Source organism: Myxococcaceae bacterium JPH2, assembly GCA_016458225.1.
Classification (GTDB): domain Bacteria; phylum Myxococcota; class Myxococcia; order Myxococcales; family Myxococcaceae; genus Citreicoccus.
Map to the genome: position 1 here is coordinate 630,698 of JAEMGR010000003.1, position 18,428 is coordinate 649,125.

Sequence of the window (18,428 nt, forward strand, 5' to 3'; positions counted from 1 at the left end):
GTCGTTTTCCGAGCCGCGCGCAAAGGGTCTTCGGAGCCCCATGTGCCGAGTGACGTCTCACCCACCGCGTCAGGCGCCCCCGGGCAATGTCAGAGGTAGTCGTAAGATTGCCGCTGTGCCACGGCGGACTTTCCCGCCCCCACGCACGAGGCAATGCACGAATGACCCGACTGCTCACCGCCCTCCTCACCGTCTCGATGCTCGCCGCTTGCGGCCCTGGCTCGGAGGCGCCGTCGCCCGCGCCCGCCGAGGCGGCCCGCGCCACGGACGCGGAGGGCCTCGCGAACCAGGCCGAGGCGTTCGCCCTCGACGCGGCGGATGACGACACGGACGCCACCGCGCAGGCTCGCGGGAGCGATGACTCGCGCCGCGAGGGTTCTGTCCGCCTGAGCACGGGCGTGACGCTGCGCTATGTGGAGCAGGGTGACCGCCATGGGCCTGTGGTCGTGTTTCTCCACGGCTACACGGACTCGCATCACACGTGGGACCTGGACCTGCCGCGCTTCCCTCGCGACTTCCACATCTACGCGCTGGACCAGCGCGGTCACGGCGACTCCGAGCGGCCCACCTGCTGCTATGCCCAGCATGACTTCGCCGCGGACGCAGCGGCGTTCCTCGACGCGATGGGTGTGCGGCGTGCCGTCTTCGTGGGCCACTCGATGGGCAGCTTCATCGCGCAGCAGGTGGCGCTCGACTTCCCCTCGCGCGTGAAGGCCCTGGTGCTGGTGGGCTCGGCGCCCACGGTGGCGGGCAACGAGGTGGCGCTGGGGCTGGAGTCCATCGTGGACGCGCAGACGGATCCGGTGGATCCGCAGTTCATCCACGACTTCCAGGCCAGCACCTTCTACCAGCCCGTGCCCGCGTCGTATCTCGCCACGCTCGTGGCCGAGAGCTCCAAGCTGCCCGCGCGCGTGTGGCAGGCGACGCTGGATGGACTGCTCGCCGAGGACCACACCGCGCGGCTGGGAACCATTCGCGTGCCCACGCTCATCATCGGGGGTGATCAGGACGGCTTCTTCGCGGTCGCGCAGCAGCAGGCGCTCGCGCGCGCGCTTCCGAACGCCACCGCCCTGCTCTACCGCGACACCGGCCACGCGCCCCACGCCGAGCGCCCGCGCCAGTTCGTCCACGACGTGCGGCACTTCCTCCAGCGCGTGCGCTAACCCGCGCTCACACCACGCCGTCACCCGGAGCGGGGGGCTCCGGGCGGCGGCCTCCGTCCGAGCGCGCCAGCAACACCACGGCGGTCAGGATGAGCACGCCGCCCAGGCCCTGCCGGATGTCCAGCCGCTCCCCGAGGAACAGCGCGCCCAGCAGCACCGCCATCACGGGTTCGAGCGTGGACAGCAGCGAGGTGGGCACCGGCCCGATGCGCTCCAGTCCCGCGAAGAAGGTGAGCACCGCCACCACCGTGGACAGCAGGGAGAGGCCCGCCACCGCCAGCCACCCTCGGAGCGTGCCCGGCGGAACGGCCCCGTGCACCAGCACCCAGAGCCCGAAGGCGACTCCCGCCGAGAGCAGCACCACGGTGCTCGCCGCCAGCGGCCCCGCGGGGCCCACCACGCGTGAGCTGGTGATGATGTACGCGGTGTAGATGAACGCGGCCAGCACGCCCAAGGCGATGCCGAGCGGTCGCGCGTCCGTGCCGGGGTTCACGGTCAGCGCCGTGCCGCCCAGCGCCAACCCCACGGCGATCCACTTCAGGCGACTCAGCCGCTCGCGCCCGAGCGCGACCTGCGTGAGGGCCACCAGCGCCGGGAAGAGATACAGGAGGAGCGCCACCAGCCCGGCGGACGCGTATTGCAGGGCGGTGAAGTACACCGCCGCCTCGCTCCCGTAGCCCACGGCGCCCAGCAGCATGAGCCCCCCGAGCACCCGGCCGCGCGGCCACGTCCCTCGCCGCGCGAGCATCACCGCGCTCAGCACCAGGCCCGCGGAGGTGAAGCGGAGGAACAACAGCGTGGGCATGTCCGCACCCGCCGCGTAGGCGAGCCGGCCAAAGAGGCCAATCGCGCCAAAGCAGGCCCCAGACAGGGCCACCAGGAGATAGCCAGCGGTGCGTTTCCCAGCGGTGCGTTCCATGGAAGCGCGCGCACGCTGCTCCAGGCGTGCGCCCGTGTCACGCGTCTCGCCGTGCGGGTGCTACCAGTTCCGCACGGACTGAAGGTCGAACACGTCCGGATAACCGGTGCGGCGCAACAGGTCCGCGGCGACCGCGCTGCGTCCACCCGCGGCGCAGTACACCACCACGCGCGTGCCGGGAGGACCTACCTCGGAGAGCCGCTGCGCCAGCTCCTGCACGGGGATGTTCCGCGCGGGCTCGGGGTGCCCCTGGCGAAATTCGTCGGGAGTGCGCACATCCAACAGCACCGCGCCTTCGGCGACGAGCTGCCGGGCCTTCTGAGAAAGCTCCTGGGGCGTCATGTCATCCATCGTACCCCCGGCCGGGTCCGGGTGGAGGGAGGCCGTGCGGAAAACTGGAGCTGTCGAACACGGGCGCTACAGTTCTGTATCCCTCATGAAACTCGACAAGCACACCCTGCTCGCACAGCTGGCCGAGCGCCTCCAGCAGAGCGACCGGCTCGCCCACCGCGCGGAGGCGGACGCGCGTGAGGCGGCACGCAGCCTGGCCACCGAATCCGAGAAGAAGGAGGACGGTCGCGCGGCCATCGAGTACGGCAGCCTCGCCAGCGGACAGGCGGCCCGGGCGCGTCGCCTTCAAGAGGAGCTGCAAGCGCTGACGGCGTTCGGCGAGGGCTCGATTCCGCGCTTCACGCGCCAGGGGCCGGTGGCACTGGGCGCCATCGTGGACGTGAGCACCGAGGACGACGACGGCTTCGCGGAGCGCACCTTCTTCGTGCTTCCCGCGGGGGCGGGAACGGAGCTGACGGGTCCTGGTGGCGACGGCTTCCTGTCCGTCATCACGCCCGCATCTCCCGTGGGGCGCGCGCTCATGGGGCGGCGCGCGGGAGACACCGTGGAAGTGACGCTGGCCGGCGAGGTGCGTGAATGGACGGTGCTCGAGGTGGCCTGATGTGGAGATGACCTCGCGGAGCGCGCGGCGTGTCGGGAGCCCGACGGATGGCTCCGGGGCAGTGGAACCCCCGAGAGCCGTGGGGCGTGATGCGGCGTGGATGTCCCCCGCCTCCGCACCGAGGTCGCCTGAGTCACACACGCCGCACCGCCCCCTTCCGCTCACCTGGGCGGTGGCCGGCATCGGGCTCTTGTTCGGCGTGCTGATGACGTACGTGCCCTACGAGTTCCGCATCGTCTCGTTCCGGCCGCTGTACCCGTACGTGCGCGTGCTCGGGCTCGTCTACCTCACGGGCAGCATCGCGCTCCTGGGCGTCCTCTTCTATCCGCGGGCCCCGCGCTGGCTGGACTGGAGCGCGCGCGCCGCGCTGGGCGCGGCCATGTCGCTGTACTGGTGGGTCCTCAACGTCCGGACCCACACCTTCACCGGCATCATCCTCTACCCGCTCGCGGTGGTGGGCCTGGGGCTGGAGTCGCTCCCCAGCTTCCAACGGCGCCCGGTGTTCCGAGGCTTCGCGGCCCTCACGGGCGCGGGCTTCGGCGTGGCCATGCTCGCCGCGCCCGAGCACTTCCCGCTCACCGTGTACGCGCACCTCGCGCCGGTGATGTCGCTGGCGGGCGCGCTGTTCGCGCTCGCGGGCCTGGGGCTGCTGCTCCCCTTGGGGCGCGTGCATCCGCGACTGCCTCGCGTGCTCCTGGCCGTGATGGCGGTGCCCTTCTGCCTCCTCGCTTACGCGCTGGGCCGAGGCGAGTCGTGGCTGGGGACGGGCGTGTACACGGTGCTGATGCTCGCGTGCGTGGCGGAGTCGCTCGAGTGGCGCCCGCGCGCGCCGCGCACGGTGGGGTGGAAGCTGCTGCGGGGATTGGCCTTCGCGGGGCTGGTGCCGCTCCTGGCCTTGGGAGGCCTGGCCGCCTACCTCGCCCAGCGCGCCATCGAGCAGCAGGTGCGCGACGACACGCAGCACGCCGCGGCGGGCGAGGCGGACTTCCTCAAGCGCTACCTGGACGACGCGAGAGAGTCGCTCCTGCTGCTGCTCGAGTCCCCGGGCTTCCGCGCCGCGTTCGTCACGCATGAGCGCGCGCGGCTGGAGCCCTACCTGCGCAACCTCCCCGAGCAGGCGCGCGCCTTCGATGCGGCGCTCGCGGTGGGCGCGGATGGTCGCGTGCTGGCGGCATCCGGCACAGGCGCGCCGGACAGCACCCCGCCCTCGCTCTTTCCCCAACTGCCCACGCGTGGGCACCTGCTGTCCTCGCCCTTCTTCGGACGTGGGGGCAAGCCGCTGGTGGCGGTGGCACTGCCCTTTGAGGAAGGCAACCAGGTGCAGGGCCTGCTCGTGGGGTTGTTGTCCCTGGAGCGACTGAGCGAGGCCACCACGCCGGCCTCGCGGCGCTTCCGCGTGCAGGTGCTGGACCGGCGCGGCTTCAAGGTGCTGCGCGACACGGCGCCCGGCGCGGCGCTGCTGGGCGAGGCGCACCTGCCGGACGCGCTGCGCGGCGAGTTGACGCTGAACGGCGGCGGCGTGCTGGAGGCGTTCGACGCGAGCGACCGGCGCATCCTCACCGCCGAGGCGCCCGTGGAGGGCTCTGACTGGAACGTGGTGGTGACGCAGGAGCTGGGCGTGGCCTACGGCGCCGTCACCCACATGAGCGCGGCGGTGGTGGGGCTGGTGCTGCTGGGCGTGCTGCTGACGCTGCTGCTGTCGCAGGTCGTCGCGCGCGACGTCATCCGGCGCCTGTCCACATTGCGCGACGCCACCTCCGCGCTGGCCGCGGGCGACCTGCAGCGGCGCGTGGAGGTGGGCGAGGACGACGAGTTGGGCGAGCTGGCGCGCAGCTTCAACGAGATGGCGGCCCGCACGGGCGCGGCGCAGGAGGACCTGAAGGCGGCGGTGCGGGCGCGAGAGGAGTTCCTCAGCGTGGCCAGCCACGAGCTGCGCACGCCCCTCACGCCGCTCAAGGGCTTCGCGGCCCTCACGCTCCAGCGCCTGGAGAAGTCCGGCGAGTTCCCCGAGCGGGAGCGGCTGCTCAAGGCCCTGCGCTCCATGGCGCGGCAGACCGAGCGGCTGGCGCGGCTGGTGGATGACCTGCTCGACACGGCGCGCATCCAGGGCGGTCGCTTCGACTTGGAGCGACAGCCCATGGACCTGGTGCCGCTGGTGCGCGAGGTGCTGGAGCGCTTCGAGCTGCGCACCGAGAACCACCTGGCCTTCGCGCTGGCGCTCCCGTCCGACGCACTGGAGGGAGAGTGGGACGCGCCGCGGTTGGATCAGGTGCTCACCAACCTGCTCAGCAACGCCGTGCGCTACTCACCGCAAGGCGGCACCGTGCGCGTGTCGCTCGAGGCGGACGCGACGCACGTGGTGATGTGCGTGGAGGACCAGGGCATCGGCATTCCGCCGGAGAGCCTGGCCGGCCTCTTCCGCCCGTTCGCGCGCGCCTCCAACGCCACGGCGCGCCACTACGGCGGATTGGGCCTGGGCCTGTTCATCTGCCACGAAATCGTGGAGCGCCACGGCGGCACCATCTGGGCCGAGAGCCCGGGACCGCAGCAGGGCAGCAGCTTCCGCGTGAGGTTGCCGCGAAGGCCGCCGCCCTCGTCCGCGAAGGCCGCCTGAGTCACTCGCCCTGGGTGGGGCCGGGCGCGGCGTGCGCGGTCAGCCACTCGTCGGGGATGTCCTCACCGCGAGGCAGCTCCAGGATGAACGTGGAGCCCTCGCCCAGCACGCTGGTGGCGCGCACGTTTCCGCCGAAGGCCTCGACAATCTGCCGGGTGATGTAGAGCCCCAGGCCCAGTCCCCCGTAGTGCCGATCCGACACGGCGCGCTCGAAGCGCTCGAAAATTCGCGCCAGGTCCTCGCGCGAGATGCCGATGCCACCGTCGCGCACCGTGAGCCGCGCGAGGCGCCCATCGGACTCCACGCTGAGGGAGATGGGGTTGCCCGCGCCGTACTTCAGCGCGTTGGACAGCAGGTTCGTCACCACCTGCTCCAATCGCAGCCGGTCCCACCGCCCCACCACCGGCACCGGCGCGTGCAGCTCCAGCGTCGTCTCGTGCTGCGCGGCGGAGGGCGCGAAGCGATAGAGAATCTCGGCGGCCACGCTGGCCAGGTCCATCTCCTCCAGCTCCAGCCGCAGCCGGCCCGCGGTGATGCGCGACACGTCGAGCAGGTTGTCCACCAGGCTCGTGAGCCGGCGCACCTGACGCTGCACCACCTCCAGCGTCTCCGCGACGCGCTCGACGGGCAGCGTCTTGCCCTGCGTCGTCAGCACCTCGAGCTGCTTCTGCAGCATCTGCACCTTGAGGCTCAACGGCGTCAGCGGCGTCTTCAGCTCATGACTGGCGATGCCAAGGAACTCGTCGCGCAGGCGCACGGCCTCGCGGGACTCGCGCAGCAGCCTCGCGTTGTCCACGCACAAGGCCGTGCGGTCCGCCAGCTCCTCGGTGAGCTGCTCCTCCTCGGCGCTGAACGCGCGCGCTACGTCCGAGCGCAGCAGCGCGAGCACCCCGATGACACGGCCCCGTGCCACCAGCGGCACGGCCAGGAAACAGTGGGGCCGCAGCGCGGAGAGCATCCGCGCGTGCTCGGCGTCCCGGGCGCCCAGGGTCAGCGCCTCGTCCGACGCGAGCACCGTCCGCTCCGTCGCGATCGCCATCAGCGCGCCCGGCAGGCCGCGGCCGGATGACGCAGGCTCCGGTGGGTAGCGCCGGAGCATCTCGGTCAGCAGGACCTGCTTCGTGGGGTCTACATGCACCGCCGCCGCGACCCGCGCGGTCTCCCCCGGCAGGCCCAGGCACAGCACCGCGGCTTCCGCGAGCGCGGGCACCAGCAGCCGCAGCAAGGGCTCCAAGCGCTCGTCGGTCTCCAGCGTGGCGCCCAGCAGCGCGCCGGCCTCCGCCAGCAGGCGCGAGGTCTCCAGCGGCAGCGGTGACTCCTCATGCGTGCGGAGCAGCACCGCCGCGGTGCGCCCACGCTCGCCCATCACCGGCAGCGCCGAGCCGCGCAGCACCACCCGCCGCCCGTCGGGCCGGCGCAGCTCCCAGCGCCCCTCGGAGACGCGCTCGCCTCGGAGCGCCCGCGCCAGCGGCGAGGCCTCCTCGGCCAAGGGGCCTCCATCCGCGCGCACCCACTCACAGCCCGGGAGCTGACCGCGCTCCAGGCTGGCGGGCGGAGGAATGCCGAAGTGCCGCGAGGCCACCGTGTTGAAGGCCAGCACGCGCCCCGACACCTGCACGAGCACCACGCCCTCCGAGGACTCCTCCACCAGCAGGTGGAGCAGCTCCCCTCGCAGCAAGTCCTCCGCCCCATCGCTCAAGGGGTCGGCGCTCGGGCGATGTTGGGCTGCGACGGAAGACATGAAGGGTTTCCCGCGTGCATCATGGTGGCATCCCCGCCTTGGCGGAAGGAAGACGGCCACCCCGCGGTCCAGCATGCGGGCGCATACTTCCCTCCGCTCGCCCGTTGGGGTGTCAGGCGAGCCCCCTTGCCTGCATGGCGGGGATACAGAATTGTTGTCTGAGCGAAAAACCACATCGGACGCCCCGGTGTCCGGACGGCCCGGCCCCTTCTTCGAGCCACTTCATGCAGACGCCGCCCGACAGGCCCGACTGGGCCGCTAGCAAGCGCCGCTATCGACTCGTCATCGACAACCTGCGCGAAGTCGTCTTCCAAACAGATGCGCGGGGGACGTGGGACTTCCTCAACCCCGCCTGGACGGAGATGACGGGCTTCACGCTGGAGGAGAGCCTGGGTCGCGGCGTGCTCGAGTTCGTGCACCCCGAGGATCGCGAGCGCACGCTGGAGCTGTTCCAGCGGCTCATGGAGCGCCAGCGCGAGCCCAGCCACCACGAGGCGCGTTACCTGACACGTGAGGGCGGCTTCCGGTGGGTGGAGGCCTTCGCGCGGCCCGCGTTGGGTGAGGACGGGTCGTTGCTCGGGCTCGTGGGGACGCTCAACGACATCACCGAGCGCAAGCGAGCCGCGGATGCGTTGGCTCGCCGCGAGCGCTACCTGACCGCGCTGGTGGAGATCCAGCAGCGGCTCCTCGCCGCGGAGCCGGGCGCGGACCTGTACGCGCCGGTGCTGCCCGCGCTCGGACAAGCCTCGGGGGCCAGCCGCGTCTACGTGTTCGAGACGCACCGGGATGACGCGGGCACGCAGCTTTGCAGCCAACGCGCCGAGTGGTGCCTGCCCGGGGTGAAGCCGGAGATCGACAACCCGCTCCTCCAGAACCTGCCGCTGCTGCCAGACCTGGAGCGGTGGCTGGGCCTGCTGGAGCACGGCGAGGTCGTCTCGGGGTTGGTGACGACGTTCCCCGAGGTGGAGCGCGCCTATCTGGAGCCGCAGGGCATCCTGTCCCTGCTGGTGCTGCCCCTGCGCGTGCAGGGCGCGCTCGTGGGCTTCGTGGGCTTCGACAACTGCACGGAGGCGCGGCCGTGGGATCGCCTGGAGGTGGACCTGCTGTTCGCGGCGGGCGGCGCCATCTCCCTGGCGCTGGAGCGGCGCGAGTCCGAGCGGGCGCTGCGAGAGCGCGAGCGGCGCTTCCGACAGCTGGCGGAGAACGCCTCGGACGTCTTGTACTTCTATCGGCGCGAGGCTCCGCGCGGCTTCACCTTCGTGAGCCGGGTGGCGCACGCGAAGCTGGGCCTGGAGCCGGAGGCGCACTACGCGCAGCCCGACCTGTGGCACCAGCACGCGCACCCCGAGGACCGTGAGGCGCTGGCTCGGCTGCTGGAGGTGCCCCAGGACTCGGGAGGCGCGCCCGTGGCGCTGCGCTTCATCCATCCGGACGGACGCACGCTGTGGCTGGAGCACGTGGTCGCGCCGGTGATGGATGCCTCGGGCCATGTGGTGGCCGTGGAGGGATTGGCGCGCGACATCACCGAGCGACGTCAGGCAGAGGAAGCCCTGAAGCGCTCCGAGGCGAGCTTCCGCGTGCTGCTGGAGGGCGTGCCGGATGCGGCGGCCATCGAGCGCGACGGGCGCATCGTGTACGCGAACGCGGCGCTCGTCTCCACGCTGGGCTTCGAGCGCGCGGAGCAGCTCGTGGGCCGAGCGCTGTCGGAGTTCGTGAAGGACGCGCCCGGCAGTCTTCCGCCCGGAGAAGTCGCGGCGCTCACCGGGGAGCGGCGGCTGGTGCGCGAGGATGGGCGCACGCGGCTGGCGGAGGTGGTGTCACTGCCGCTGCGCTTCGACGGCCAGCCCGCGGTGGTCTCCATCGCGCGCGACGTGACGGAGCAGCGGCAGCTCCAGGCACGGCTGACGCTGGCGGATCGACTCGCGTCGGTGGGCACGCTGGCGGCGGGCATCGCGCACGAGATCAACAACCCGCTGGCCTTCGTGCTGTCCAACCTGGGCTTCCTGTCCGAGGAGTTCCGCCACCACCTGCCCCCGGGCGACGGCGCGACGGCGCTGCGCCAGCGCGTGCGCGGCGAGCCCGACCTCGCGGAGTGGCAGGAGGTGCTGGGCGAGGCCTGCGAGGGCGCCGAGCGCGTGCGGCAGATCGTCCGGCAGCTCAAGACGTTCTCGCGCCCGGATGAGGAGCGCATGGCGCCGGTGGACGTGCACGCGGTGCTGGACTCGGTGGCGATGATGGCGGCCAACGAGATTCGCCACCGCGCGCTCTTGCGCAAGGACTACGGCGCCATTCCTCCCGTGATGGCGGACGAGGGACGGCTGTGCCAGGTGTTCCTCAACCTGGTGGTGAACGCGGCGCAGGCCATCCCCGAGGGCATGGTCCACCGGCATGAAATCCGGCTGGTGACGCGCAGCGATTCCCAGCGCGTGGTGGTGGAGGTGCGGGACACGGGCGTGGGCATCCCGCGCGAGGTGCTGGGCCGCATCTTCGACCCCTTCTTCACCACCAAGCCGGTGGGCGTGGGCACGGGCCTGGGGCTGTCCATCTGCCACGGCATCGTCACCGGACTCGGCGGCGACATCACCGTGGAGAGCGAGCTGGGACGAGGCAGCGTGTTCCGCGTCGCGATGCCCATTCCTCGGCCCGAGCGACGCGACGATGACCCCGCGAACGCGCCGCGCGCGACGCCCGCGCCGCTCAAGGGTCGCGTGCTCGTGGTGGATGACGAGCCCGCCGTCGGCCGCGTGCTGCAGCGCCTCTTGCGCGAGCACCACGTGGAGATGGCCACCAGCGGACGGCAGGCGCTGGAGCGGCTGGCGCGAGGGCCGGACTTCGACGCGGTGCTGTGCGACGTGATGATGCCGGACCTGGCGGGGCGCGACGTCTACGAGGCCGTGCGCCGCGAGCACCCGGGCTTCGAGCGGCGCTTCGTGTTCGTCTCGGGCGGCGCGTTCACCGCGGGCGCACGCGAGTTCCTCGCCAGCATCCCCAACGTGCTCCTGGAGAAGCCCTTCGACGAGGCGCGCGTGCGCCGCGCCGTGGAGGAGCTCGTGCGAGACGGCGTCCCCCCGAGGTGAAGTCCCATCCGTCATCGGGAGGACCCTCCCCCCGCTGACGGATGCGAGCGCACGCGGAAACAGGAGAGCGTCCCGGCCGAACGCAGGAACTGCCGAGGCCCCTTCATGAATCGCACGCTGCTGTTGCTGTCCGCCGCGGGACTGCTGACCATCGCCGCGCTGCTCTTGGGTCGAGGTGGACCTGCTGGCACCCCGACGCCGTTGAACCCCATCACCACCGCGCCCGCCGTCGCGCCGGCCACCGGGCCCGACACGACCCACACCGTGGTCCAGCCGGGCGAGGCGCCCACGCAGACGGTGCTGCCGCTGCTCACGGGTGCGCCCGAGGGCGGCGCGCTCACGCTGACGGGCAAGCTGTCCGGCTCCTACGTGAAGGCGGGGGCGAGCGAGGCCTTCGCGTGGTTCGAGCTGACGGCGCGCCAACCGGAGAAGATGAAGCGCGTGCCGGTGAACCTGGCCCTGGTGGTGGACCGCTCGGGCTCCATGTCGGGTCAGAAGCTGGCGGACGCGAAGCGCGCGGCGGCGGAGCTGGTGCGGCAGCTCCAGCCCGGAGACCGCCTGGCCCTGGTGCACTACGGCACGGACGTGAAGGCGCTGCCCAGCAAGGTCATCTCGGAGGCGACGCGCGCGGATCTGCTGTCGGAGATCGCCGCCATCAGGGACGAGGGCTCCACCAACATCAGCGGCGCGCTGACCCTGGCGGCCGCGGCGGTGAAGCCCTTCGCGGAGACCTATCCCGTCAGCCGCGTCATCCTCGTCAGCGACGGCCAGCCCACCGAGGGATTGCTGACCACGCCCCAGCTCCTGGCCGTGGTGCGCCACATGCGCGAGGAGGGCATCACCGTCAGCGCGCTCGGCGTGGGCCGGGACTTCAACGAGGTGCTGATGCGGGGCATGGCCGAGCAGGGCGGCGGCTTCACGGGCTTCATCGACGACTCGGCGCGGCTGGCGGAGATCTTCACGCATGAGCTGGAGCAGGCCACCGGAACGGTGGCGCGGGGCGTGGAGCTGGCGCTGACCCTGCCGCCCTCGGTGCGCGACGTGGAGGTGATGGGGCTGACCGCCACGCGCACCGGCGACCAGGTGCGGGTGCCGCTGTACGACCTGGCCGGCGCGCAGTCCGTGCGCGTGGTGGTGAAGCTCACCCTCGCCACGCAGGTGGCGGAGGGCGCGCCCGCGGTGCCCGTGCTGTCCGCCTCGGCGAACTACGTGGACGTGGCGCGCGACACGAAGGCCAGCTCGGCCCTGACGCTCACGGCGCAGGTGACGACGGATGAGGCCCAGGTCCGCGCCCACCTGGACCGGGATGTGCGCGTGCACGCCATCCGCGCCATGGGTGCCAAGCAGATGCTCCTGGCGGCGGATGAGATGCGCAAGGGCAACCAGCAGCAGGCCATGGGGATGCTGGACAACGTGCGCAAACTATTTGGCAGCTCGTCGGCCGCGCTCGCTGGAGAGCTTGCGGAACTGGACGAGACGCAGGCAGCCTATGGCCAGGCCCAGGATGAAGGGACCCAGCGTCGCGAGCTGCTGAAACTGCAGAAGAAGACGATGAAGAACTTCGGCCAGAGCAACAGCTACTAGGGACAGGTCGCCATGTCGCTCACCCTGCAGGTGCTCCACCGCGAGGAATTCGAGTCGCGGACCTTCCGTGCGCTGGCGGGTGCTGGCGCCATGGGAGTCCTCGCGGCGATCGCCCTCCGGGTGCGCGTGCATGTGGAGCCGGGGTTCTTCGCCGTGGCGGCGGCGGCGCTGGCCGGCGCGCGTCCGAGCGCGGGCTATGCGCTGGCGCTGCGCTCGGCGTTGTTGGTGCTGCCCATCGTCCCGCTGCTGCTGGAGCTTCCCGAGCCGCTGCCGCTGGGACTGGCCGCGGCCATCACCTCCGCGCTGGTGGCGTGGCTGGGCCATGGCCGCGAGGGCGTGGGCACGCCCCTCCAAGTGGGCGCGAGCGCGCTGGCCGCGCTGGTGACGGCGCCGCTGGGGCTGTACGTGCGGCAGGTGCTGGAGGCGCGCTTCCTCTCCGGCACGGGCGTGCTGTCCACGCTGGTGGGCTTCTCGGTGATGGGCCTGTTCTGGTCGGTGGGCACGCTGCCGGCGAACCTGGCCCTGCACGTGGATCCGGTGGCGGCGCGGGGCAGCACGCTGGTGGGCACGCTCGAAGGCGAGGTGCGCGAGCTGGTGGAACGTGCGTTGGGGCTCTATCGCCAGTGCCTGCAGGTCGTGAAGAAGTTGCCCGCGAGCGCCGGGCGCGGAGAACTCCAGAAGGTGCTGGGCGCGCTGGCGCAGGAGGCCTTCTCGCTCGCGGAGTCCCACGCCGCGCTGGAGGCTCAGCTCAACGCCATCTCCCAGGGCGACGTGGACACGCAGGTGCGGGAGCTGCGCGAGCGCGCATCGCAGACGCAGGACGGCCTGGCGCGGCGGCAGCTCGAGCTGGCCGCCTCGTCGTTGGGCGAGGAACTCAACCGACTGGACACCCTGACGCGCCGCCGCGAGCGCATGCTGGCGCAGCTCCACGCCCAGGTGGCGCAGCTGGAGCGCGCCCGCGTCTCCTTCATCGGGGTGCAGGGCAGCGAGCTGGGCGCCAAGGGGGAACAGGCGGCGCAGCTCGCCCGCAAGCTGTCCGCGATGGGCCAGGAGGCCGCCCCGGAGGAGTCGACCCCGGTGCATCAGCCCCCGCAGGGCACGCGCAACGTCTCCTGAACCCCACCCGCGCGGTGGGAAGGCGGACTACCGCACACGCGCGCGCCCACGCTTGCGCGCCGGGGGCTTCCTCGCTCGCCGAGGCGTGTGCAACTCACTGGCGATGCGCTGTTCGATTTCCTCGCGGGTGCGCCGGCTGACCTCCAGCGCCGCCTCGATTTCCTGGCGAACCCGCCCCGCCTGCGCCTCGGCCGCCGCGCGGTACTCCGCGATGTCCCTTCGCACCGCCAGCCGCCCCTGCTCGCGCCCCGCCGGCTCCGCCTCTGCCATCCCGGTCCCCTTGCGAGACCGGGACGCGCTCACCTTCCTTGGCCGCTGGACCTTCGCCTTCGCCCCCATCGCCTACCTCCCCAGGTGTCTGCGTGCCCCTCGAAGGTGGTGGGTGCATGGGCGACACGGAAGCCCACCCGTGGGACGCACTCCCAGCGCGAGGCGCGACACTCCGGCCCGGCGAAAGCAGTGCGGCTTCTCACTGATCCAAGAAAAACGGTATGAAGGCCGTGGACGTCCCAGAGCCAGGGGCGTTCCAGCCTGCTACTTCAGGGCGCCGCCGTCTGCCAACGAAGGGCCGGGGCAGGACGGGTCAGCCCATTCCTGCACCCCTCGCTCCCTGGGGCGCAGCGGCTTCAAGAGAGGACTCCCGTGGCCTTCCTGAACCGGAAGCACAACCTGGACCGGATGACGCTCGGCGATCTGGTCTTCAGCTTCTTCACCTACTACGCCGTCGTCGCCTACATCGCGATCGGCATCACCTGTCTCGTGTTGTCGGTGAAGTGGTTCGAGAACCCGCTGCGCATGCTGGCCGCCGTGGGCGTGGCGAGCGTGGCGTTCCCGTTCGGCTGGTACCTGTCGCACCGGTACATCCTGCACTCGCGCTTCCTCTACAAGACGCCCTTCACGGCGGTGACCTGGAAGCGCATCCACTTCGATCACCACCAGGACCCGAACGACCTGCGCATCCTGTTCGGCGCACTGCACACCACGCTGCCCACCATCGCCGGCGTCATCACGCCGCTCGGCTACCTCATTGGCGGGCGCTCGGGCGCCGTGGCCGCGCTGGGCTGGGCCATGGTCATCACGTGCTTCTACGAGTTCTGCCACTGCGTGCAGCACCTGAACTACACGCCGTCGCTGAAGTTCCTGAAGGACATCAAGAAGCTGCACCTGTCTCACCACTTCCACAACGAGCAGGGCAACTACGGCATCACCAACTACTTCTGGGACCGCCTCTTCGGCACGTACTACGCGAAGGCCTCGGACCTGCCCAAGAGCCCCACCGTCTTCAACCTGGGCTACACGGCCGAGGAGGCCGCCAAGTACCCCTGGGTGGACAAGCTCTCCGGTGGCACCCGCGGTGATGGCCACCCGCGTCGCTTCTGGCAGAACGAGGCCCAGGAGACGTCCGCCGTCACCGGCGAGAACTGAAGTCGCCTCGGTGCCCTGAACCCCAGGGCACCTCCCTGTCGCGAGCGGCCCCGTCCTGCCCGCTCGCGACCCGCCGCACCGGCAGCGCTCCGCCCCCCGCGTCGACGCGCGCCGCCCGCCTCCCCGCTTCCACTCGCCCGGATGTGCCTTGTCTACGAAGCCCTTCGTTGACATCTACGAAGGGGTTCGTATGATGCGACGTCGAAGCTGAGGGAAGGAGGAACCCAACCGATGAGCGAGACGAAGCTGCCCCGCCCCACGGACGCCGAGTTGAGCATCCTGCGGGTGCTGTGGGAGCGTGGCGACAGCACGGTGCGGGAGGTACACGAGGTGCTCAACCGCCACGCGGACGGCACCGGGTACACCACGGTGCTGAAGATGCTGCAGATCATGACGGACAAGGGACTGGTGGAGCGCGACGAGTCCCAGCGCGCGCACGTGTACCGGGCGCACGCCACCGAGCAGCGGACGCAGCGGCAGTTGGTCGCGGACCTCGTGGAGCGCGCGTTCGGCGGCTCGACGGCGAAGCTGGCCATGCAGGCGCTCTCCTCTCGGAAGACATCCCCCGAGGAACTCGCGGAGCTGCGGCGGATGCTGGACGCCATGGAAGGAACCGACGAATGAGTGGCCACGTGTGGGAGTCGCTGGGCTGGGCGTTGCTGCACTCGCTCTGGCAGGGCGCGGTGGTGGCGGTGCTCCTCGCCATGGCGCTCGCGGCGGTGGGCAAGAACGCGGCGCGGGCGCGCTATGGGTTCGCCTGTGCCGCGATGCTGACGATGCTCGCGCTGCCGGCAGTCACCGCGTGGCATCACGCCGCGACGTCGCAGGGGCCCGTGGCGGAGTCACACGTGGCGCCTCGCGCGCGGCACGCCGTCGCCCAGGCTCGGCCGGTGGTGCGCGCAGAGTCCCCCGCGGTGGTGGAAGACGGCGCATGGATGGAGCAGGCGCGCACGCGGGTGGCGGAGAACCTCCCCTGGCTGGTGCTCGCGTGGGTGCTGGGCGTGGCGGTGGGCTCGGCGCGGCTCGCGACGGGCTGGCTCCGCGTGCAGCGGCTGGCGCGCCAGGCGGTGCCGGCGCCCGAGGAGTGGCAGGCGCGGCTCGATGCGCTCTCGCGTCGGATGGGCCTGCGCCGCGCGGTTCGGCTGCTGCAGTCCGCCTCGCTCGACGTGCCCGCCGCGGTGGGCTGGCTGTCCCCGGTGGTGCTGCTGCCCGTGACCACGCTGACGGGGTTGCCCGCGAAGCAGTTGGAGATGGTGCTGGCGCACGAGCTGGCCCACATCCGTCGCCACGACTTCGCGGTGAACCTGGCCCAGGTGCTGGTGGAGACGCTGCTCTTCTACCACCCGGCCATCTGGTGGATGACCCGCGTGGTCCGCGTGGAGCGCGAGAACTGCTGCGATGACATCGCGGTGGCCTCCGGCGGGAACTCCGTCTCCTATGCCCGCGCGCTCACGGCGCTCGAGTCCCTGCGCGTGCTGCCCATGTCGGAGCCGACGCCCGCGCTCTCCGCACTGGGTGGGTCCCTGCCGCAGCGCGTGCGTCGCCTCATCGCCTCGCCCAAGGCGCGCTGCTCGTCGCGCTGGGTGGCCGGTGCGTCCGTCCTCACGCTGGTCAGCAGCCTCGCCGTGGCGGCGCCCCTGACCTCGCTGGTGCTGGGCCAGGCCCCTGTCCCGCCCACGCCGCCGAGCAGCACCCCGCTCCCGTCGGCCACGCGCGCCAACCCCGAGACCGCCGACGCCGCGCGCGGCTTCAGCGTGGCTCCGCCGCCCACGCCGCTCGCGCAGGGCCTCGGTTCGCGCCCCACGCCGCCGCGCGCCCCTCGGCGCCCGGTGGCCGCGGTGACCGCCCCGCCCGCGGCTCCGCTGCCCACCCCGCCGGTGCCGCCGCTGCCCGCGCTGCCAGCCTTCGCCGCCCAGGGGAACCCGCTGCCCACGCCGCAGCCCATGGTCCAAGCCAGCCCGCACCCCACCCCGCATCCCCAGCCGCACCCGGGGCGGGACTCGGATGACGATGGCGACGAGGACAGCGACGAGGACGACCGCACCGAGGTGGGCAAGTCCGAGCTGACGGTCGATCAGCTCATCGAGCTCAAGATCGCGGGCGTCACGCCCGAGCGCGTGAACGAGATGAAGTCCATGGGCTACACCCCCACCGTGAGCGCCCTGGTGGACATGGGCCACGCGGGCATCACCGCCGAGTACGCCCGGGACATGAACACGCGGTTCGGTCGCAAGCTGGACACGGATGACCTGGTCGCGATGCACCACCTCGGCGTCACGCCGGAGTTCATCGCCGCGCTGAAATCCCAGGGCTTCTCGGTGAGTGACCCGGATGAAGTGCAGCAGGCGCGCGCGGTCGGCGTGGACGAAGCCTATATCCGCGGCCTCAAGTCCGCGGGCTACTCGGGCCTGTCGCTCGAGGACCTCGTGCAGCTCCGCGCCGTGGGCGTGGACCCGGCGTACATCGGGGACATGAGCAAGCTGGGCCTGTCCCAGATGGACGCGGACACGCTCGTGCAGATGCGCTCGGTGGGCATCACCCCCGCGTGGCTCACGGCGATGCGCAAGGCGGGCTTCCAGACGAAGGACACGGATGAGCTGGTCCAGCTTCGGGTGCTCAACATCACCCCGGAGTTCGTGCGCGAGCTGAAGGACGCCGGCATGAAGGACCTGTCCGTGGATGAGCTGGTGCAGCTGCGCAACGGCGGCGTGGACGCGGAGTTCATCCGCAAGCTCCGCGGCCCGAAGTAACCCCCCTCCCTCTTCCCTCCTCCCGGTCCGAACGGCCGCGCCTCTCCGGCGCGCGCCGAACGGCCGGGGTCTGCCCGAAACACCGAGGTAAACGCCATGACTCGCCTCTTGTCCCTCTGTCTGCTCGCGGCCACGTGGCTGCTGGCCTCGCCCGCGCTCGCCGAGACGCCGTGGAAAGGCACGTGGAGCGCCACCACCGAACACGCGGGCTCGCTCCACCTGAACCTGCGCCTGTCCGACCACGAGAACTGGGGCAATGACTTCGCCCTCGCGGAGTTCCAGGGCCTGAACACCGCCAACAGCCCCTCCGCCGCGTTCTCCCTGACGCGCGAGGCGGGCACCTTCCGCTTCGACGGGCGCTTCCTCGACGGCACCGGCACGGGCTTCGTCCGCTTCGAGCCGAACGCCGACTACGTCAAGGCCATGAGCGCCCTGGGTTTCTCCAAGCTGACCACCGAGGACCTCGGGCTGTTCGCGCTGACGAACGTCTCCACGCAGCGGGTGAAGGACCTGATGGCGCTCGGCTACAAGGACATGTCACGCGATGACCTGACCCAGGTGGGCATCTTCGAAGTGACGGCCGACTACGCGCGCGCCATCAACAAGGCGGGCTACGAGCACCGGACGCTGTCGCAGCTGGTGCAGAGCCGCATCCACGGCGTCACGCCCGAGCGCATCGCCGAGCTGGCCGCTCTCGGCTTCGTGAAGGTGCCGTGGGACGACCTGCTGGCCATGTCCATCCACGGCGTCACGCCCGAGTTCATCCGCGAGATGCGCGCGATGGGCTTCAAGGAGGCCTCGCACGATGACCTCGTGGCCTTCCGCATCCACGGCGTCACGCCGGCCTTCGTGAAGGAAGTGCGCGCCGAGGGCTTCCCCAACATCGCCGCCGATGACCTGGTGGCCTTCCGCATCCACGGCGTCACCACCGAGTTCATCCAGCAGATGCGCGGCAGCTTCCCCAACATCACGCCCGACCAACTGGTGCAGCTGCGCATCCATGGCGTGGATGAGAACTTCGTGCGCTCGGTGAAGGCAGGCGACAAGGCGAAGAAGAAGCAGTGACGCGCGGCGCTCCGCTCGCCAC

The 18,428-nt window shown here is 71.4% G+C and carries 14 protein-coding genes; 10 read left to right on the plus strand and 4 right to left on the minus strand.

Annotated features, from left to right (window positions below; genetic code table 11):
- The first annotated feature begins 161 nt into the window (after positions 1 to 161).
- Positions 162 to 1,163, plus strand: coding sequence for an alpha/beta hydrolase (locus tag JGU66_07360; GenBank protein MBJ6760577.1), 1,002 nt, complete (start codon positions 162 to 164; stop codon positions 1,161 to 1,163).
- 7 nt (positions 1,164 to 1,170) lie between these two features.
- Here JGU66_07360 and JGU66_07365 read toward each other — a convergent pair whose 3' ends face one another.
- Both JGU66_07365 and JGU66_07370 read right to left on the minus strand, forming a co-directional pair.
- Positions 1,171 to 2,082 carry an EamA family transporter gene (locus JGU66_07365; GenBank protein ID MBJ6760578.1) on the minus strand — a complete coding sequence of 304 codons (912 nt, stop codon included), beginning with the start codon at positions 2,080 to 2,082 and terminating at the stop codon, positions 1,171 to 1,173.
- A 60-nt stretch (positions 2,083 to 2,142) separates the two neighbouring features.
- Positions 2,143 to 2,424 carry a rhodanese-like domain-containing protein gene (locus JGU66_07370; protein MBJ6760579.1) on the minus strand — a complete coding sequence of 94 codons (282 nt, stop codon included), beginning with the start codon at positions 2,422 to 2,424 and terminating at the stop codon, positions 2,143 to 2,145.
- Positions 2,425 to 2,518: 94 nt separating this feature from the next.
- Here JGU66_07370 and JGU66_07375 point away from each other — a divergent pair, with 94 nt between their 5' ends.
- Both JGU66_07375 and JGU66_07380 read left to right on the plus strand, forming a co-directional pair.
- Positions 2,519 to 3,034, plus strand: coding sequence for a GreA/GreB family elongation factor (locus JGU66_07375; protein MBJ6760580.1), 516 nt, complete (start codon positions 2,519 to 2,521; stop codon positions 3,032 to 3,034).
- A gap of 100 nt (positions 3,035 to 3,134) precedes the next feature.
- Entirely contained in the window at positions 3,135 to 5,648 is a 2,514-nt protein-coding gene (locus JGU66_07380; protein ID MBJ6760581.1) for a HAMP domain-containing protein, read from the plus strand.
- Position 5,649: 1 nt separating this feature from the next.
- Here JGU66_07380 and JGU66_07385 read toward each other — a convergent pair whose 3' ends face one another.
- Positions 5,650 to 7,389 carry a GAF domain-containing protein gene (locus JGU66_07385; protein MBJ6760582.1) on the minus strand — a complete coding sequence of 580 codons (1,740 nt, stop codon included), beginning with the start codon at positions 7,387 to 7,389 and terminating at the stop codon, positions 5,650 to 5,652.
- 224 nt (positions 7,390 to 7,613) lie between these two features.
- On the opposite strand from JGU66_07385, the gene JGU66_07390 reads away from it, so the two are divergent.
- The 3 genes from JGU66_07390 (at position 7,614) to JGU66_07400 (ending at position 13,166) form a co-directional block, all read left to right on the plus strand.
- The gene (locus JGU66_07390; GenBank protein MBJ6760583.1) at positions 7,614 to 10,466 is read left to right on the plus strand and encodes a PAS domain S-box protein; all 2,853 of its coding nucleotides are present in this window, start codon (positions 7,614 to 7,616) and stop codon (positions 10,464 to 10,466) included.
- A gap of 105 nt (positions 10,467 to 10,571) precedes the next feature.
- On the plus strand, positions 10,572 to 12,050 hold the full coding sequence (locus JGU66_07395; GenBank protein ID MBJ6760584.1) for a VWA domain-containing protein: 1,479 nt from the start codon (positions 10,572 to 10,574) through the stop codon (positions 12,048 to 12,050).
- A gap of 12 nt (positions 12,051 to 12,062) precedes the next feature.
- The gene (locus JGU66_07400; protein MBJ6760585.1) at positions 12,063 to 13,166 is read left to right on the plus strand and encodes a hypothetical protein; all 1,104 of its coding nucleotides are present in this window, start codon (positions 12,063 to 12,065) and stop codon (positions 13,164 to 13,166) included.
- Between the two features lie 27 nt (positions 13,167 to 13,193).
- Here JGU66_07400 and JGU66_07405 read toward each other — a convergent pair whose 3' ends face one another.
- Positions 13,194 to 13,436: a hypothetical protein gene (locus tag JGU66_07405; protein ID MBJ6760586.1), complete on the minus strand. Its 243-nt coding sequence runs from the start codon at positions 13,434 to 13,436 to the stop codon at positions 13,194 to 13,196.
- A 408-nt stretch (positions 13,437 to 13,844) separates the two neighbouring features.
- Between JGU66_07405 and JGU66_07410 the strand changes: the two genes are divergently transcribed.
- From JGU66_07410 to JGU66_07425, 4 genes are all read left to right on the plus strand, one after another.
- Positions 13,845 to 14,591 (plus strand): sterol desaturase family protein, encoded by a 747-nt coding sequence (locus JGU66_07410; GenBank protein ID MBJ6760587.1) that lies wholly within the window; start codon positions 13,845 to 13,847, stop codon positions 14,589 to 14,591.
- A gap of 231 nt (positions 14,592 to 14,822) precedes the next feature.
- Entirely contained in the window at positions 14,823 to 15,215 is a 393-nt protein-coding gene (locus JGU66_07415; protein MBJ6760588.1) for a BlaI/MecI/CopY family transcriptional regulator, read from the plus strand.
- Positions 15,212 to 17,341: a M56 family metallopeptidase gene (locus JGU66_07420; protein ID MBJ6760589.1), complete on the plus strand. Its 2,130-nt coding sequence runs from the start codon at positions 15,212 to 15,214 to the stop codon at positions 17,339 to 17,341. Before JGU66_07415 ends, JGU66_07420 begins: the two co-directional genes overlap by 4 nt.
- Positions 17,342 to 17,437: 96 nt before the next feature.
- Positions 17,438 to 18,406, plus strand: coding sequence for a 4-hydroxy-3-methylbut-2-enyl diphosphate reductase (locus JGU66_07425; protein MBJ6760590.1), 969 nt, complete (start codon positions 17,438 to 17,440; stop codon positions 18,404 to 18,406).
- Positions 18,407 to 18,428 lie beyond the last annotated feature (22 nt).

Excerpts from the sequence above, each read along its gene's own strand:
- JGU66_07390 (MBJ6760583.1), top strand. The coding sequence starts at position 7,614 with ATGCAGACGCCGCCCGACAGGCCCGACTGGGCCGCTAGCAAGCGCCGC.
- JGU66_07410 (MBJ6760587.1), top strand. The coding sequence starts at position 13,845 with ATGACGCTCGGCGATCTGGTCTTCAGCTTCTTCACCTACTACGCCGTC.
- JGU66_07370 (MBJ6760579.1), bottom strand. The coding sequence starts at position 2,424 with ATGACGCCCCAGGAGCTTTCTCAGAAGGCCCGGCAGCTCGTCGCCGAA.
- JGU66_07415 (MBJ6760588.1), top strand. The coding sequence starts at position 14,823 with ATGAGCGAGACGAAGCTGCCCCGCCCCACGGACGCCGAGTTGAGCATC.
- JGU66_07395 (MBJ6760584.1), top strand. The coding sequence starts at position 10,572 with ATGAATCGCACGCTGCTGTTGCTGTCCGCCGCGGGACTGCTGACCATC.
- JGU66_07405 (MBJ6760586.1), bottom strand. The coding sequence starts at position 13,436 with ATGGCAGAGGCGGAGCCGGCGGGGCGCGAGCAGGGGCGGCTGGCGGTG.
- JGU66_07400 (MBJ6760585.1), top strand. The coding sequence starts at position 12,063 with ATGTCGCTCACCCTGCAGGTGCTCCACCGCGAGGAATTCGAGTCGCGG.
- JGU66_07420 (MBJ6760589.1), top strand. The coding sequence starts at position 15,212 with ATGAGTGGCCACGTGTGGGAGTCGCTGGGCTGGGCGTTGCTGCACTCG.
- JGU66_07425 (MBJ6760590.1), top strand. The coding sequence starts at position 17,438 with ATGACTCGCCTCTTGTCCCTCTGTCTGCTCGCGGCCACGTGGCTGCTG.
- JGU66_07375 (MBJ6760580.1), top strand. The coding sequence starts at position 2,519 with ATGAAACTCGACAAGCACACCCTGCTCGCACAGCTGGCCGAGCGCCTC.
- JGU66_07385 (MBJ6760582.1), bottom strand. The coding sequence starts at position 7,389 with ATGTCTTCCGTCGCAGCCCAACATCGCCCGAGCGCCGACCCCTTGAGC.
- JGU66_07380 (MBJ6760581.1), top strand. The coding sequence starts at position 3,135 with ATGTCCCCCGCCTCCGCACCGAGGTCGCCTGAGTCACACACGCCGCAC.
- JGU66_07365 (MBJ6760578.1), bottom strand. The coding sequence starts at position 2,082 with ATGGAACGCACCGCTGGGAAACGCACCGCTGGCTATCTCCTGGTGGCC.
- JGU66_07360 (MBJ6760577.1), top strand. The coding sequence starts at position 162 with ATGACCCGACTGCTCACCGCCCTCCTCACCGTCTCGATGCTCGCCGCT.